Source organism: Mesorhizobium sp. WSM1343 (assembly GCF_055901535.1).
In genome coordinates, this window is the sequence record NZ_CM148370.1 from 5,682,311 (window position 1) to 5,698,122 (window position 15,812).

The window sequence follows — 15,812 nt, forward strand, 5'->3', positions numbered from 1 at the left end:
TTGGTTTGCCGCCAACCCAGCCGGCACCGCGGTCTACGAGCGATCTTCCTTGCTGGACGCTTGTCGCCGCTGCTTCTCCAGGACCTCGTCGGTCCCGACCAGCTTCTTTGCTCCGCCTGAAATGGTCGTGGACACCACCGAAGGCGGATCGCTCGCCGGAAAGGAATCCTCCAACCCCGCCTGCAGTTGGTCCTCGAGCGTGCGTGGTTCTTCGGACCGGCCGGGCGTTCTGCGCGTGTCGATCTTCTCCAGCGACTGTTTCTTTTTCGGCGAATCGTTGGCGTTCCGGACCAGGGCGTAAAGCTGCTCGATCGCGAGTTCCTTGATCGTTTCGAAATCGGCCCGATCGTCCTTGGCAGCCTCGATTTGATCAACCATGGCTTTCTCGAAGCGGTCGAGGCTGTCGCCTCCGCAGGCATGGGAAAGGCGCAACAGGGCTTCGTTCAGCATCAACGGAGCGAAATGTGCTGAAGCTTCAAGCCTGAGTTGCCTTAAACGGTCCGGAGTTGCGGCCTGCAACTTTGACATGGACAACCTCCTTTCTCCCACAAGCGTCTCAACGGGATTTGACCGCCGATGTTCCACCGTGCCTGAACATCTGTCATGCCATGCGAGCTACAGGAACCAGCTTGCCACCAATCCCGCCGACGCCGCAAAAATCGCCAGGGTCGTCACGCCGCCGAGGATGTTCGTGCTTGTGCTGTTGACCTTGTCGCCCATGATCTTGCGATTGTTGGTCATGATGAGGATGAGAAGCAGCAGCGGCGGCGTTGAAAATCCTTGCACGATGCCAGACCAGACGAGAGCTTTCATCGGGTTGAAGCCGAAGAAATTGAGACCCACCGCCACCAGCGTTATGACCCCGATCGCGATGTAGAATTTGGGAGCCTGCCGGGGTTTGGCATGCAGGCTATTCTTCCATCCCATCGCCTGGGCGAAATCGAAAGCAGCGCCAGCGGTCATGATCGGCACGGCCAGAAAGCCGACACCAATTACACCGGCCGCAAAGAGAATGCCGGCAGCGTCGCCGGCAAGCGGCCGCAGCGCTTCGGCCGCCTGTGCCGCTGTCTCGATCTGCGTGTGTCCGGCCTTGTAGAGCGTCGACCCGGTCGAAAGGATGATAAAATACATGATCAGATTGGAGAACGTCATGCCGATCAGGATATCGCGGCGGGATCGGCGCAGTTCACCCTCGGTGGCGCCTTTGCGCTCTTCGAGGCTCGTTCGACCCTTGGCGATCTCCTCCTCCACCTCCTGATTGGACTGCCACGTGTAAAGGTATGCGGAGAGAGTGGTCCCGACGATGGCGATGAGGATGGACAGGTACTCTCGGCTGAACTCGATTTGTGGCAACAGCGTGCCACGCAGGACGGAAGCGGCATCCGGTTTGGCAAGTACCGCGGAGACCACATAGGCAAGCAGAGCCAGAGCCAGCCACCGGAACACGTTTCGGATCAATTTGTACGATCCGAGCACCTGCAGGGCAAAAATGACGACCGCAACGGCAGTGACGACCAACGGAGCAGGCAGCGGAACGAACAGCACAATAGCCGCCGACATGGCGCCAAGGTCGGCGGCTGCCTCGATCGTGTTGCCAATCAGCACGCCCACCAGCACGGACCACAGCAGCCAACGCGGATAGAAGTCCGATATGACCTGGAAAAGCCCGCGACCCGAAACCTGGCCAAGTTTGGATGAAAGGTAGACGACGAGATACATCATCGGCAGCGTGACAGGTGCCGTCCACAGCAGGTCGGGGCCGAACCGCGCTCCGGCGCTGGCGTAGGTACCGATGGCCGAGCAGTCGTCATCGGCCGCGCCGGTGATCAGGCCAAGCCCAAGAGCCCGAACGACGTCGCCCCCTTTTCGCCTGCTTTCCCTTTGGCCAGCATTCTCAGGCGGCTTGTTCATTGAAGGCGCGTCTTTACCGAGGCCACGCAAGAAATCATGACGAACATTCCAATCGGATGGCGATGAAGCGTTGCAGCTGCATTGAGATCGAGGTTCGAACCTCCGGTCAGGTTTTTTGTTCCTGGACACGGTCCCGGCCCGCGACGGCGGCGGAGCCGAACGTCAAAGCGAATGCTCCGTCCCCCTGAAGAAGACAATGCTTGTGTCGAAGCCAATCCTTCAGGCGACGTGGCAAGCTATTTCTTGAAGTCAGCGGCTCGTACTGCCGCCGATCACCATCCGCACGCCGAGGCCGATGATGAGACAGCCGGCGAGCCGCTGCTGCCAAAGCCCTGCGCGAGGGTGCCGCATGACCCATGCGCCGACCGCGCCCGATGCCAAGGCGTAGGCTCCCAGCACCAGCACACCGGTTATCTTCTGTGTTGCGCCAAGCAGCACCAGTTGCAACGTGACGGAGCCCCTATGCGGGTCGACAAATTGCGGCAGGAACGCAACCATGAACATCAAAGGCCAGGGATTGCTCAGATTGGCGATCATTCCTTCCCGGGCGGCGGCGAGCGGCCGCAGGGCCTTGATGTCACCTGTGGGAATGGTTGCCGAGGCTGAAAGCAGCAGCCGGAAACCCAGCCACATGATATAGGCCGCCCCTGCCCATCGAAGCAGATTGAACGCCACCGGCGAGGCGTGGACAAGCGAAGACAGGCCGAATGCAATCAGCGGAAGCTGCACCAGTCCGGCGCCCAGCGTCATGCCGAGTACCGTGAACAACGCCACGCCGCGCCCGTGTCCGATGCCGCGGGCCATCACCAGCATGCTGTCGGGGCCTGGCGGCACCTGCATCAGAATGACGGTTCCGACAAAAGCTGTCCACAATGAGAGGTCGATGGGCATCTCCTTTCGCGCCGCCGATGACATCAAAGCGGCCAGCCGTCACCGGGTTCCGGCGGCAAATGAAAATGTCCATCGCGAAGGACCTGCCATGAACCCGTCAGATGGAACGCGGTGCTGTCCTGGAAGTTGAAAAGCCGGAGCCGTTCCTGAACCGGTTTTGGAGGCCTGATCCGTGCATGAGCCGATAAACGCCTTCCCGCTCCCGCTGGATACGTCTCCGATGGAGGCCAGGCTTGCCGATGCAATCCCAAGGGATGGGAACCGCTGGCAGTACGAGCCTAAATGGGACGGATTCCGCTGCCTTGCTTTCAAGAGCGGCGACACCGTTGACCTGCGCGCCAAATCCGGCAAGCCGCTCGGCCGCTATTTTCCGGAAATCACGGAGATCCTGCGTGACCTCAAGCGCGGGCATTTCGTCATCGACGGCGAGATTGTCATCGAGGTGGACGGTGAGCTTTCCTTCGAGGCGCTGCAGATGCGTCTTCACCCGGCACAAAGCAGAATCCGCAAACTGAGTTCGCAGACGCCTGCCAGTCTGATCCTCTTCGACATGCTTGCCAGGCCGGGCGGCGAGGTCATCACGGGCAAACCACTTGTCGAAAGGCGGCGAGCGATCGAGGACTTCGTGACCTCCTCGAACAGTCCGGATCTTCGCCTGTCGAAGTGCACTTATGATGCAGCGACGGCGGCTCGATGGCTGAACGGGGCCGGCCATGCATCGACCGACGGCATCGTGGCCAAAGTGCTCGACGAGCATTATCTGTGCGGCGAACGTGCGATGGTGAAGGTAAAGCCGAGGCGCACCGCCGATTGCGTTGTCGGCGGTTTCCGCTATCTCGCGGGTAGCCGTGAGGTCGGCTCACTGCTCCTCGGCCTCTACAATGACGACGGCAAGCTCGATCACGTCGGCTTCACGTCGACCATCGCCAGGACCGACAGAGGAGCGCTCACGCGCCGGCTGGAAGGGCTGCGGTCAGAGCCCGGATTCACCGGCAAGGCGCCCGGCGGCCCGAGCCGCTGGAGCACGGAGCGCAGCGGACAATGGGAGCCTTTGGAACCTGAACTGGTGGTGGAGGTCCGCTTCGACCACGTCACCGGCAATCGGTTTCGCCATGGCACCAAACTGCTGCGCTGGCGCCCCGACAAGGCGCCACGGCAATGCACGTTCGAGCAGATCGAATAGACCGCCCCAGGAAGATCGCCCCAGAAACCTGTCACGATTTATTGCGACGAAGGAACCAACTCGGGATTCACCGGTTCGGACACCATCCACCCGGAGCTACCCTGACATGCCGAATGCAGCAGAAATTCTGATCGACACACTCGTCGCCTGGGACGTGGAGGTGGTGTTCGGCTTGCCGGGAGACGGCATAAACGGGGTCATGGAAGCGTTGCGGACGCGGCGCGACAAAATTGCCTTCGTTCAGGTCCGGCATGAAGAGTCGGCTGCCTTCATGGCATGTGCATATGCCAAGTGGACAGGAAAGCTGGGCGTGTGCCTTGCGACGTCCGGCCCCGGCGGAACACATCTTCTGACCGGCCTCTATGACGCCAAGCTCGACCAGGCTCCGGTGCTGGCGATTACGGGCATGCAGTTCCACGATCTGATCGAGACGTTCACGCAACAGGATGTCGATCTGACGCGCGTGTTCAACGATGTCTCCGTTTATAACGCCCATGTTGCCGATGCCGCGCATATGGAAAACGTCGCCAGCCTTGCCTGCCGAACGGCGCTGGCGCGCAAGGGCGTCGCCCATCTTTCGATTGCCAGCGACATCCAGGAGCAGGAGCGTGATCCGTCGAAGCGCTCCAAGCGCAATCGCCCGGCGCACACGCCGCAGGATATGTTCGCCGGTCATAGCGTACCGCTGGACGTTGAGCTCGACAAAGCCGCCGCCATTCTCAATGACGCTTCGCGGGTTGCGATCCTGGCCGGACGCGGCGCCATCGGCGCGGCCGCCGAACTCGAACACACGGCGCGCCTGCTGCAGGCGCCTGTCGCGAAGGCTTTGCTGGGCAAGGCGGTGCTGCCGGACGACCATCCCTACACCACCGGCGGGATCGGCATTCTTGGAACCCTGGCTTCGCAAGAGGCGATGGAGAACTGTGACGCGGTGCTGATTATCGGTTCGACCTTTCCCTACATCGAATACTACCCGAAGCCCGGACAGGCCCGTGGCGTCCAGATCGACTGCGATGCGCAACGGATCGGCTTGCGCTTTCCGGTCGAGGCCGGCCTTGTCGGCGACGCGGCAGAGACATTGCGCGCGCTCAACCAGCGCCTGACGCAAAAGCCCTCGGATGAATTCCTGCGCCGTTCCCAGGAGACCATGAGAAAATGGCGCGAGATGATGCGGCAGTCGGAAGACATGCAGGCGCAACCATTGAAGCCACAAGCGATTGCCCGGGCTTTCGGACAAAGATTGGCCGACGACACAGTGATGGCCACGGATTCCGGTCAGAATACGGAGCTGGCCGCCCGCCATGTCGATCTTCGCAGCGGCCAGGCATTCGGGGTGTCCGGATCGCTGGCGTCGATGGCTTGCGGTCTGGCCTACGCCATCGCTGCCGGCATAGCGTTTCCCGGTCGACCGATTGCCGCTATCGTCGGCGATGGCGGCTTTGCCATGCAGCTCGGCGAATTCTCGACGGCGGTGCGCTACAAGATCCCGCTCAAGGTTCTGGTGATCAAGAACAACATGCTCAATCAGATCGCCTGGGAGCAGATGATGTTTCTGGGCAACCCGCAATTCGGTTGCGAATTGCAGCCGATCGATTTTGCTAAGGCGGCAGAAGCAATGGGCGCAAAGGGTTTTCGCATCGAGCGGGCCGATCAGATCGAGACGGTTCTCGACCAGGCTTTCGCCACGCAAGGCCCTGTCGTGATCGAAGCGCTGGTAGATGCCTATGAGCCGCTGATGCCGCCCAAAATGCCGGCAGACTACGCCAAGAACTTCCGCCAGGCCCTGCCGCGGACGCCGGGACACGAACGCATAGAAGAAAATATCGCCCGTGAGCCGGCGAAATCGATGATGGATGCCTAGAGGCGGCGCAGGGAGGTGGAACAGCGCACCTCAGTGGCTTCATTCTGAATCTTTCCAGATGAACCCGCGCTCTTCCGGGTGACGGATGCGGATCATGAGCTTCGACGCGCTCTTTTCGACCTCGATTTGCTATGGCAACGGCGCTCCGCAGGCTGGTTGGACTCTGGCGCTACCCATCACATTGCCACTGGCGGCAATCCTTTTGCTGTATGTTGCCGGCGCTGGCCGGCTGTGGCGACGGAGCGGACGTGGACGTCGCTTGCGATCGCGGCAGGCCTTGCTGTTTGCTGCCGGCTGGTCCGTCCTGGCGTTCGCCCTTGTAAGCCCGATCCATGCATTGGGCGAACATGTGTTTGCGGCGCACATGATCGAGCACGAATTGCTGATGGCGGTCGCAGCGCCTCTGCTGGTTGCCTCCCGCCCGACGGCGGCGATGATGTGGGCCCTGCCGGTACAGCTGCGCCAGATATGCGGAGTGGCCGGACATGCAAATGCGCTTCGGGCGGTCTGGGCGTTCATCAGCCGTCCTGTGGTCGCGACCGTCCTGCACGGAGCCGCGATATGGATCTGGCATGTCCCGGCGCTGTTCGAGGCTGCCCTCCAGCAGGGCTTCCTGCACTATGCCCAGCACGCGAGTTTCCTCGGTAGCGGGCTTTTGTTCTGGTGGGTGCTGCTGCCTCGCCTTGGCCGCGAGCAGGCTTGCGGCAATGCCGTGATGCATCTTTTCTTCACCTCCCTCCACACCGGGCTGCTCGGGGTGTTGCTCGTCGTCTCGCCCAGGTTGTGGTATCCGGATAATGCGATCGGCTCGGATTTATGGGGGCTCAACCCGCTCGAGGACCAGCAACTTGCAGGCTTGATCATGTGGATTCCCGCCGGCCTGATCTATGGCGGAGCCGCACTGCTCCTGGTCGCTTTCTGGATTCAAACGAGCAGTCGGCGGCAACAGGCTTTCCAGCAGTTGCGCATCGTCTAACCCGCACCGCTTCGCGTCGGTTTTCAGCCGGGCGGTGTTGCCAAGCATCCTTTTTCAGTCAGCCGCGTTATGGCCTTGGCAACGATGGTGGATCCTTCATGGCGAGGTGCATGAGTCCGTTGGCCAGCTCTCGCAGGCTGACACGACCGCGAATGTCGCTTGCCCCCACATGTCCAAGGCAAATCTTGCCTGGCACCTTTCAGGGAACGGCCGCGCAACGGCGTTTGAGGGCGATCAGCGCAGCGCCGATATTGGCCTTGGCAGGATGCGGCGACAAGCAATCGGCCCTCCATGCACACGGTGCGAATGCCCGGAGAATCCTTGATCTGATCTGGTCTTTCAGCGCAATCGCAGTGGCCACGTGGCTGCTTGTCATGTTGATCCTGGCGGCAGCGCTTTTGCGTCGTCGCCTGTCCGAGACAACGCGCTCGCCGCTCGAGATCGATTCTCGTCAGGAGCGCCGATTTACCCGCGCTGTCGGCAGCGCCATTGCGTTGACCGTTCTGGTGCTCGTCATGATGACGATAGCGAGTTTTTTCGCCGGCAAATCCATTGCTTCACTGAGTGGAACGGAAACGCTTGCCGTGCGCATCACCGGGCACCAATGGTGGTGGGAGGTCCGGTATCCCGGAGATGATCGGTCCCAATCGATCGTCACGGCAAATGAAATCCATGTCCCGGTTGGCGAACCGGTCAAGGTCGAACTCGATTCGCTCGATGTCATTCATAGCTTCTGGGTGCCGAACCTTGCCGGCAAGCGCGATCTCATTCCGGGCCGGCCGAGTGAGCTCACACTCGTCGCCGATAAGCCCGGCATCTATCGTGGCCAGTGTGCCGAATTCTGCGGCTATCAGCACGCCCATATGGCCATCACCGTCATCGCGCAAAGCCGCGAAGCGTTCGAAGCATGGCAATCCAGGCAAAACGCCGTCGCATCCGCGCCTGGCGGCGACGAAGAGCGCCGCGGCCAACAGGCATTTCTGTCCACCGGCTGTGCGCTCTGCCACACGATAAGAGGCACGCCTGCCAGCGGAACGGTGGGACCTGACCTAACTCATCTCGCCAGCCGACGCGCACTGGCCGCGGATACGCTCGCCATGACCCCTGGCGCGCTCGCCGCCTGGATCGCCGATCCACAGTCGATAAAGCCCGGCGCCAAGATGCCACGCATTGCCCTTAGCGCCGACGATCTCAACGCGGTCGTCACCTATCTCGGAAGCCTCGAATGAGTGGCCTTGCGGGAAAGCTGGCCGAGCACACTCAGGAGGCCCTGAAAGGCATCCGTGACACCGGTCTCGAAGAGGTGAGACTGCGCGCCTTTCTGGCGCATGCCTGGCGAACGCCGAAAGGCTTCTACGGCTGGCTGGTCACGGTCGATCACAAGCTGATCGGACGGCGCTATATCGTGACGGCTTTCCTGTTTCTCATCCTTGCGGGTCTGTCAGCGCTCGCCATGCGCTTCCAGCTTGCCCAGCCTGAGGCCGGCCATATCGGTCCCGATCTCTACAACCAGTTGTTCACCATGCACGGCACGACGATGATGTTTCTGTTTGCCGTGCCGGTGATGGAAGCTTTCGCCATTTACCTGGTGCCGCTGATGATCGGCACTCGCAATGTCGCCTTTCCGCGGCTCAATGCATTCAGCTACTGGGTCTATCTTTCCGGCGGGCTGATGATCTGGATCGCCTTCGCCTTCGAAACCGGTGCGGATGCCGGCTGGTTTTCCTATGTGCCGCTCGCCGGACCCGAATATGGCATCGGCAAGCGCCCCGATTTCTGGGCGCAGATGGTGACCTACACCGAAGTGTCCGCCCTCGCGGTAGCGGTCGAGATCATCGCGACAGTTTTCAAACAACGTGCCCCCGGCATGTCGCTCGACCGCATCCCGCTCTATGTCTGGTCCGTCCTCGTTACGGCTTTCGTCATCCTGTTCGCCATGCCGGCCGTGATGGTCTCGAGCACAATGCTGATCCTCGACCGCCTGGTCGGCACAAAATTTTTCGACCCCGCAGCAGGCGGCGATGCACTGCTGTGGCAGCATCTGTTCTGGTTCTTCGGCCATCCCGAGGTTTATATCATCTTCATTCCGGCGACCGGCTTCGTTTCCGCGATCCTGCCGACCTTCGTTCGCCGCCCGGTGTTCGGCTATCTCGGGATCGTGCTGTCGTTGATCGCGATCGGTTTTCTTTCCTTCGGCCTGTGGGTGCACCACATGTTCGCTACCGGCCTGCCGCAACTCGGCGAGAGCTTCTTCACCGCTTCCTCGATGATGATCGCCATTCCGAGCGGCGTTCAGATCTTCTGCTGGATTGCGACGATCTGGGGCGGCCGGCCGATCTTCGCCACGCCCATGCTTTTCGTTCTCGGCTTCATCTTCACCTTTGTGATCGGCGGCCTGACCGGCGTCATGGTCGCCTCGGTGCCGCTCGACCTGCAGGTGCACGACACCTATTTCGTGGTTGCCCATTTCCATTATGTGCTGGTCGGGGGCGCCGTCTTCCCCCTGCTCGGCGCCGTTTATTACTGGTTTCCCAAGATCACCGGACGCATGCTGTCCGAGAGGCTCGGCCGCTGGAATTTCTGGCTGGTCTTCCTCGGGTTCAATCTCACCTTCTTCCCCATGCATATTCTCGGTCTGCAAGGCATGCCGCGCCGCGTTTATACGTATCCGCCGGCGAGCGGCTGGGGAGAGATGAACCTCTTCATCAGCCTCTCTTCGCTGGTGGTGTTCGCGGGCTTCGCGCTTTTCTTCCTGAATCTCTTTCTCAGCCTCCGCAACGGCCGCATTGCAGGAGACAATCCCTGGGGCGCGAGCACGCTCGAATGGGCGACGACGTCGCCGCCGCCCTCCTACGATTTTTCGCGGCTGCCCGTGGTAACTCACCGCGAACCGCTTTGGGCCGAGCCCGATGTGCTCCCAGTGGTCGAAGGTCTGCGTGTCGACGCCCGCGAGGTGCTCGCCGGTACGGTCGCCGATGCGATGCCGCAAGTAAGGGTACCATCGGCTGACAACTCGATCTGGCCGTTGCTGTCGGCCATCGCAGTCGGCGGCGCATTTCTCGGTTCGATATACACGCCGTGGGCGGTGGTCTGGGGAGCGATCCCGGTTTCGATCGGCTTTATCTGCTGGTTCTGGCCGAAAGGCGAACCGGAGGACGAGGAATGAGGCACCGCCCCGTCGCCGACGTCAGTCACCTGCCCACATACGATTTCGGGTCAGCGAGCCCGATGTGGTGGGGAACCCTTGCCTTCATTGCCCTCGAGGCAACCGGTTTTGCCTTGGCGATAGGCACTTACTTCTATCTGGCCGTGCTGGCCCGGCATTGGCCCATTGGGGCCCCTGCGCCAGATCTGCTGCCGGGGACGGCAGTACTGGTTATTCTGGTTGCGAGCGTCGTGCCCAACCACATGATCGAGGTTTGGGCACGTCGCCAGGACCTGGCGAAAGTTCGCCTTGGCATGGTCGTCATGTCGATCGTCGGCATTCTTCCGCTGATCGTTCGCATCTGGGAATTTCCGGCTCTGCGGATTTCCTGGGATCAGAACGCTTACGGATCGATCGTCTGGTTCCTGCTCGGGCTGCATACGACGCATCTCCTTACCGATGTCGGCGACACGATCGTCCTGGCGGTTCTCATGTTCACGCAAAAAGGCAAGGCAGGCCGCCGCTTCAGCGACGTCTCGGACAACGCCTTCTACTGGGACTTCGTCGTCGTCTCATGGGTCGTGCTCTATCTTGTTATCTATTGGGCTCCGAGGATGTGAGATGCAGGCGATCCGTACCGGCGTTTCCTGGGCAGGCCTGGTCAGCGGACCAGTTGCGTGGGCAATAACGCTGCAGCTCGATTATTCGATTGCATCCTGGCAATGCCATGCCGGCTTTCGTCCCACTGCCTTGTTCTCGTTGATAGGCGCCGCGGTCGCCCTGGCAGGCGCGCTGCTGTCGTGGCACGCCGTTCATGACCGCGGACATGGTACGGTTCCGCCCCGGAAGGCGCGCACGCGCGCATTCCTTGCAAGGACTTCCGTGGGCATCGGGGCGCTGTTCACGCTCATCTTGCTGGCGCAGCTGATGGCAGGGCTGATCTTCAGCGGGTGCGAACTGTGACGAGGTCAAAGACCCGGAGATTGGCCGTCCGCCGGTGCCCGCCTTGGCCTGCCGCGGGCATTCCATTCCCGGCCGTCACCTCCCGGGCGGTCGCGCTCGTCTTGGCATCGTTGCCGCTTTGCACTGAGCTGCGGGCGAGCGAAATCCAGAAGGGTGAATACCTTACCCGAGCGGCCGACTGCATCGGCTGCCACACGTCCAATCCGAGCCGCCCGTTCGCTGGAGGCTATCGCGTGCCGACACCCTTCGGCGACGTATACTCGACCAACATCACACCTGATCCTGACACGGGCATTGGACGCTACTCCGCGGACGAGTTCGTGCGGGCCGTGCGGAAAGGTATCAGGCGCGATGGAGCCGATCTCTATCCCGCCATGCCCTATGACAGCTTCGCCGCGATGAGCCGCGAGGACGTGCTTGCGATCCGGACCTACCTCCTGGCGCAGCCGCCGATCTCGCAGCCGCAGCCGCGAAACATCCTGCCTTTTCCATTCAACCAGCGCTGGACAGTTGCGCTGTGGAAGCTCGCGAACCTGCATACCGGCAGTTTCACGCCCGATCGGAACCGGACCGCCGCATGGAACAGGGGAGCCTACCTGGTCGAGGTGCTCGGCCACTGCGGTGCCTGCCACACGCCAAGGAATGCAACGTTCGGCATGGATGAAGACCACAAGCTTGCCGGCGGCACCGCCGGCATCTGGCAGGCCTTCAACATTACCAGCGACAAGATCGCAGGCGTCGGCGACTGGAGCAACGAAGAGCTGTCTCGATTTCTCAAAACCGGCGCCGTTCCCGGGAAGGCTTATGCGGGCGGGCCGATGGCGGAAACGGTCATGAACAGCCTGCAACATCTTTCCGATGACGATATCCAGGCCATCGTCGCTTATCTCAGGGACGTGCCCGCCCAATCGGGAGACGAAAAGCAGCCGCGTTTCTCATGGGGTAACGCGGCCACGGCCGACGGCGATGCTGGAACCGAAGGGATGACGCAAGGCAGCGGGACCGCAGCCGGCGATGATCTCTATCGATCGCTCTGTTCGACATGCCATGGGGCGAACGGAGGCGGATCGTCAGACGGATCCTATCCGTCCTTGACCCGCAACAGCACCCCCGGCGCGGCCACACCCGAGGATGTCGCCATGACCATCCTTGAAGGCGTCAAAGCTGGCGACGTGGCGGGGCGTAAGTCGATGGCGGCCTTCGGCGGCTGGCTGGACGATGGCCAGGTGGCAGCCCTTGCAAATTACGTCACCGCTCGGTTCGGAAATCCCGACGTCAGCGTTACCGCGGCCGATATACGCCAGATGCGGGCCGGCTCGACAACAGGCCAGACAATCATGGTTCTGGCGGCTCAATCACTTGTGGCGTGCGCCGCCGTGTTGATGCTTGGGCTGCTGCTTCTGCTGGCAAGGCGCCTGCGCCGTCGGACCAGTTCAGTGGCGCCTCATGTCCGCGCATAGAGATAGGCGGTGATGTCGCGCGCCTCTTGAGGCGACAGATTTGTATTGGGCATGGCCGTGTTCGGGTCTACGTCCCGCGCTCTGCTGATCCAGCGCATCATCGCATCCGGGCTGGCTCGCGATGCCCCGATATATCCTCTTTCGACGACGCCCCGCAGGGAGGGACCGACGGTACCACGGGCGCCGGGCACCCCCGGGATTTCGTGACATCCGCCACAGCCGTTGCGGATCATGGCCGGGATGGCTCGTTGAGGGTCGCCGCCGATCGCCTGCACAAGCGTGGTTTCTCGCAGACTGTTGCTGCGAACCGATCCGCTGGCGAAGACGGCAAAACCGATGACGACAGCCGCCGATGCTCCTGCCAACCACCAGAATTGGGGCGGCGCTTGCTTGGCGGCCTGCCGGTTCATCTGCGCTTACCGCTCTCAGCGCTCAATGCGCTGCCGAAGCACTGGTCCGGCAACGGATTGAGGAGCCGGGTCATTTATTACAGTTCTGCACATTCGATGTTGTCGTGCCGGTCGCGGTGTTGTTGTCGATGTCGTTGCCTGCCGAATCTTTGCAGCGGTCAGTCATGCCACCTGATTTCGTTGTGGAATTTGTCGAATTTGTAGTGCTCGGATCGGAAGGATTCACGGATGTTCCAGAGCCGGTGCCGCTGTTGCCGCCGGTATTTCCAGACGTAGCCCCGGTGCCGTCGTTCGAGCCCGAACCGCTGTTGGAGCCGGAACTGTTCGACTGTGCCACTGCCGATGTGGCCAATGTGAGCGCGAGCACAGCGGCGGACAGAAGTTTGACGATCATGGTGGATCTCCTGGTTGGGTGTACCGCCACCAAACCAATCCTTTCCTGATATGTTCCCGGCGAAATCGTGTTCAGCAAAATTCTTGTGAAACAGGTTTTTGTGCCGGCACTGCAGACGGGCTAGCCGCGCGACGGCGGTCGATATAGGTGCGCCGCCTTGGCGTCGTCCGGCCGCGGAAGCAGCGCTGGCCGCATGCCCTCGCCTGAAGCATAGTTGCTCACTGGTGGCCGCTGCCCGCGTCCCCGACCAGTGCCCGATCATCCCCGGATCGGAGACAGCTCAATCATCGCCATGAAAGTCATAGCAACGGGCCGAACACGAATATAGCCAGTAGAGCAAGAAAAATCACGGCGATAACTGCGATCGCCCACGTGACAATTCTTCTTGTCCCCCGTTGCTCCTGCTTGCGAGAGATATTTTCAGCCACAGTACGAAATCCTTGCTGCAAAACTCAACCGACGACAAGGCTCAGCGCCCGCATGGTCCTGCCGGACTGTTGGGCCGCGTCCTGGAATGGCCACAGCCGGGGCTCACATGCCTACCAACCCTGCCGCCCGTACCAATCGTCGACATCGCGCCGCACGCGGTCCTTTTCGATGCCGTAACGCTCCTGGATCTTGCCTTCGAGTTGATCGCGCTTGCCGGCGATGCGGTCAAGGTCATCATCGGTGAGTTTGCCCCACTGCTCCTTGACCTTGCCTTTCACCTGTTTCCAGTTTCCTTCCACGCGGTTCCAGTCCATGACACCGTTCTCCCTGTTTTGGAAAGGTCCGGAATAGGAAACGCAATCCAGTCAAGGATGTTCCTGGAAACAGCCAACGCGCTGCCCGATGCCGAATCGGTTGCCAGAAGTTATCGCCCCTTGCGGTCCGCAAAGTACGTTCGAGCCAACTTTCAGCCGAGCCATCGTCGCTCGCTCAAACCCGCGTATTGCACGTCATATGCCAAGGCTCTAAACGGCTCCGACGATGCTTTACATTCGTGCCCGATCACGTTTGAGTGCTGTCAGGCAATCAGCGCTAACTCCAGCGGAGGCGACAACACACCATCGCCGCCTAATCCCCCTACTCCCACTCAATCATCAACTAGACTTATAAGTCTATGATTTCCTTGGTAAATTGTTTTAACTTATTTCACGATACCGCCAAAAATACCGACGGATTCCTACGCTGTTGAAAAGGCTACAACAATGTAGCCGCTCTTGTGGCATGCACACTTTTGACTGCATCATCTATCGCCGATGTTTCGGGTAGCCCAGCCGGCTCTTTGCTAACCTGGTACTAGCAGAGGCGCGGCGACACTGTCGGGTTGCCGGCCAGTGCCCTTCCGCGCCTCAATTCACCTGGCCCTGCTCACAAGTTCGGAACCGGTTGCGCCTGCCCTGATAAAGTGCCAACATTCGCCCCGTCCACTGTTCCGAGGTGTGGACAAATTTCTGCCGGGCTTAGGCAATTAGGTAGTCCGTGACGTGGTCGGCGGGGCAGCCCAGGCTTCGCCCTCCGCCTTAGCACGATCAACGAATGGAAAGCCCGAGTGGGTCGCCCCGACTTTGCGCCGGACTTCAAGCGGATCCAGCCTGCCGAGCTCCTATAGGCATCTACACCTAGGCCCCGACCGCGACACCCGCGTTTGAGGAGCCTCCGAACCAGAGTGCGGAATGGGCTGCTGCACCGGCGGGAAGGTAAGGCCGTTTCCATTGCGGAAGGTACTTGCCCTCGAAGTCGGTCGGCTCACCCGAAAGGAACCGCCGCCAGATGATCAGGAACTCGCCGGTCTGCGCACAGCACTCATCCTAACTCAGCTTGTTTCGACAGCCGGCGTTCGCTGGGATTCGGACAGGTGACGACGTTGAGCAGGCGCGGCCGTGGCAGGTGGGCTCCCGAAGCAGCCCGGCCGCCCCCAAAGCCCTCGCTCTAGCGCCTGGCGAAGGCAAACAGCCCAGGAATTGGCATCCGGCACGGTGGCGAGTTGAGCAGCCGGACCTGGCACCCATTGATCCTCAGAACGCAATCTGCGGCTCATCGTATAGAGACGCGCCCCTTACATTTGACCTGCATATATGAAAGGCGGATGGTGGGCACTCAGAAACCAATAGCATCGTGGCCGGAGAGACGCTTTTCGTAGAAGATCACGGCATATCCGTGCAACGTCCCTTCCCCGCGGCCAATATAGCCAGCCGTCTCATAGAGTTTTTGAGCCCCTACTTGGATTGTGGTCGTCTCGAGCACTATGTATTTGAATCCGAGAGCAACGGCTCGCGATTCCAATTCGCTAAGAATTCTCCTTCCAAGCCCTCGTCGTTGAAAGGCGGGATCGACCCGCATACGTTTGAGCTTTGCGATTTCATCGTCGACAGGCTGCAATCCGCCCATAGCTGCGAGCTGGGTACCAATATGCGCAACCACGAAGTCCCCGCCAGATTCGATATATGCTTCTTCGACATTGCGCAAATCATCCTCCCACACCCCTTCCGGACCATACACACCAACAGCCTCGGATGCACTCCTATGCAGGTGCCATACACTATCAACATCCTCACGTTCAAACCTGCGAAAGACCATGCCGTCTTGAGACATCGACCATCACCTATTGGATGCCGGCGCGGCTGGAGTTGCGC

15 protein-coding genes are annotated in these 15,812 nt (G+C 60.8%); 8 read left to right on the top strand and 7 right to left on the bottom strand.

Features of this window, described 5'->3' with window-relative positions; all coding sequences use genetic code 11:
• Positions 1-33: 33 nt before the first annotated feature.
• The 3 genes from AC0NIL_RS27695 to AC0NIL_RS27705 all read right to left on the bottom strand — a co-directional run bounded on the left by AC0NIL_RS27695 (position 34) and on the right by AC0NIL_RS27705 (position 2,715).
• Positions 34-528 (bottom strand): hypothetical protein, encoded by a 495-nt coding sequence (locus AC0NIL_RS27695; protein WP_013533214.1) that lies wholly within the window; start codon positions 526-528, stop codon positions 34-36.
• An 87-nt stretch (positions 529-615) separates the two neighbouring features.
• A complete protein-coding gene (locus tag AC0NIL_RS27700) occupies positions 616-1,911 on the bottom strand; it encodes an Nramp family divalent metal transporter (RefSeq protein WP_473574043.1) in 1,296 nt (431 codons plus the stop codon).
• A gap of 249 nt (positions 1,912-2,160) precedes the next feature.
• A complete protein-coding gene (locus tag AC0NIL_RS27705; RefSeq protein ID WP_474048268.1) occupies positions 2,161-2,715 on the bottom strand; it encodes a LysE family translocator in 555 nt (184 codons plus the stop codon).
• Between the two features lie 307 nt (positions 2,716-3,022).
• Here AC0NIL_RS27705 and AC0NIL_RS27710 point away from each other — a divergent pair, with 307 nt between their 5' ends.
• From AC0NIL_RS27710 to AC0NIL_RS27745, 8 genes are all read left to right on the top strand, one after another.
• The gene (locus tag AC0NIL_RS27710) at positions 3,023-3,985 is read left to right on the top strand and encodes an ATP-dependent DNA ligase (RefSeq protein ID WP_474048812.1); all 963 of its coding nucleotides are present in this window, start codon (positions 3,023-3,025) and stop codon (positions 3,983-3,985) included.
• Positions 3,986-4,091: 106 nt separating this feature from the next.
• Positions 4,092-5,846: a thiamine pyrophosphate-dependent enzyme gene (locus tag AC0NIL_RS27715; RefSeq protein ID WP_473574044.1), complete on the top strand. Its 1,755-nt coding sequence runs from the start codon at positions 4,092-4,094 to the stop codon at positions 5,844-5,846.
• A gap of 94 nt (positions 5,847-5,940) precedes the next feature.
• Complete coding sequence (locus tag AC0NIL_RS27720; protein WP_473574045.1) at positions 5,941-6,822, top strand: cytochrome c oxidase assembly protein; 882 nt, start codon at positions 5,941-5,943, stop codon at positions 6,820-6,822.
• Positions 6,823-6,974: 152 nt separating this feature from the next.
• Positions 6,975-8,051, top strand: coding sequence for a cytochrome c oxidase subunit II (gene coxB / locus AC0NIL_RS27725; protein ID WP_473574052.1), 1,077 nt, complete (start codon positions 6,975-6,977; stop codon positions 8,049-8,051).
• Positions 8,048-9,988, top strand: a complete 1,941-nt coding sequence (gene ctaD / locus AC0NIL_RS27730) for a cytochrome c oxidase subunit I (RefSeq protein ID WP_127384536.1) — start codon at positions 8,048-8,050, stop codon at positions 9,986-9,988. Before coxB ends, ctaD begins: the two co-directional genes overlap by 4 nt.
• Positions 9,985-10,587, top strand: coding sequence for a cytochrome c oxidase subunit 3 (locus AC0NIL_RS27735; RefSeq protein ID WP_013533222.1), 603 nt, complete (start codon positions 9,985-9,987; stop codon positions 10,585-10,587). The genes ctaD and AC0NIL_RS27735 overlap by 4 nt, the downstream gene beginning before the upstream one ends.
• Position 10,588: 1 nt before the next feature.
• Positions 10,589-10,930, top strand: a complete 342-nt coding sequence (locus AC0NIL_RS27740) for a hypothetical protein (protein ID WP_063170140.1) — start codon at positions 10,589-10,591, stop codon at positions 10,928-10,930.
• Positions 10,931-11,163: 233 nt separating this feature from the next.
• Entirely contained in the window at positions 11,164-12,390 is a 1,227-nt protein-coding gene (locus tag AC0NIL_RS27745; protein ID WP_473574046.1) for a c-type cytochrome, read from the top strand.
• Here the strand turns inward: AC0NIL_RS27745 and AC0NIL_RS27750 are convergent.
• The 4 genes from AC0NIL_RS27750 to AC0NIL_RS27765 form a co-directional block, all read right to left on the bottom strand.
• A complete protein-coding gene (locus AC0NIL_RS27750; RefSeq protein WP_063170138.1) occupies positions 12,375-12,800 on the bottom strand; it encodes a c-type cytochrome in 426 nt (141 codons plus the stop codon). The two genes, AC0NIL_RS27745 and AC0NIL_RS27750, sit on opposite strands and share 16 nt — an antisense overlap.
• A gap of 70 nt (positions 12,801-12,870) precedes the next feature.
• Entirely contained in the window at positions 12,871-13,194 is a 324-nt protein-coding gene (locus tag AC0NIL_RS27755; RefSeq protein ID WP_013533226.1) for a hypothetical protein, read from the bottom strand.
• 539 nt (positions 13,195-13,733) lie between these two features.
• Complete coding sequence (locus AC0NIL_RS27760) at positions 13,734-13,937, bottom strand: CsbD family protein (RefSeq protein WP_013533227.1); 204 nt, start codon at positions 13,935-13,937, stop codon at positions 13,734-13,736.
• Between the two features lie 1,339 nt (positions 13,938-15,276).
• On the bottom strand, positions 15,277-15,771 hold the full coding sequence (locus AC0NIL_RS27765; RefSeq protein WP_473574047.1) for a GNAT family N-acetyltransferase: 495 nt from the start codon (positions 15,769-15,771) through the stop codon (positions 15,277-15,279).
• Between the last annotated feature and the right edge of the window lie 41 nt (positions 15,772-15,812).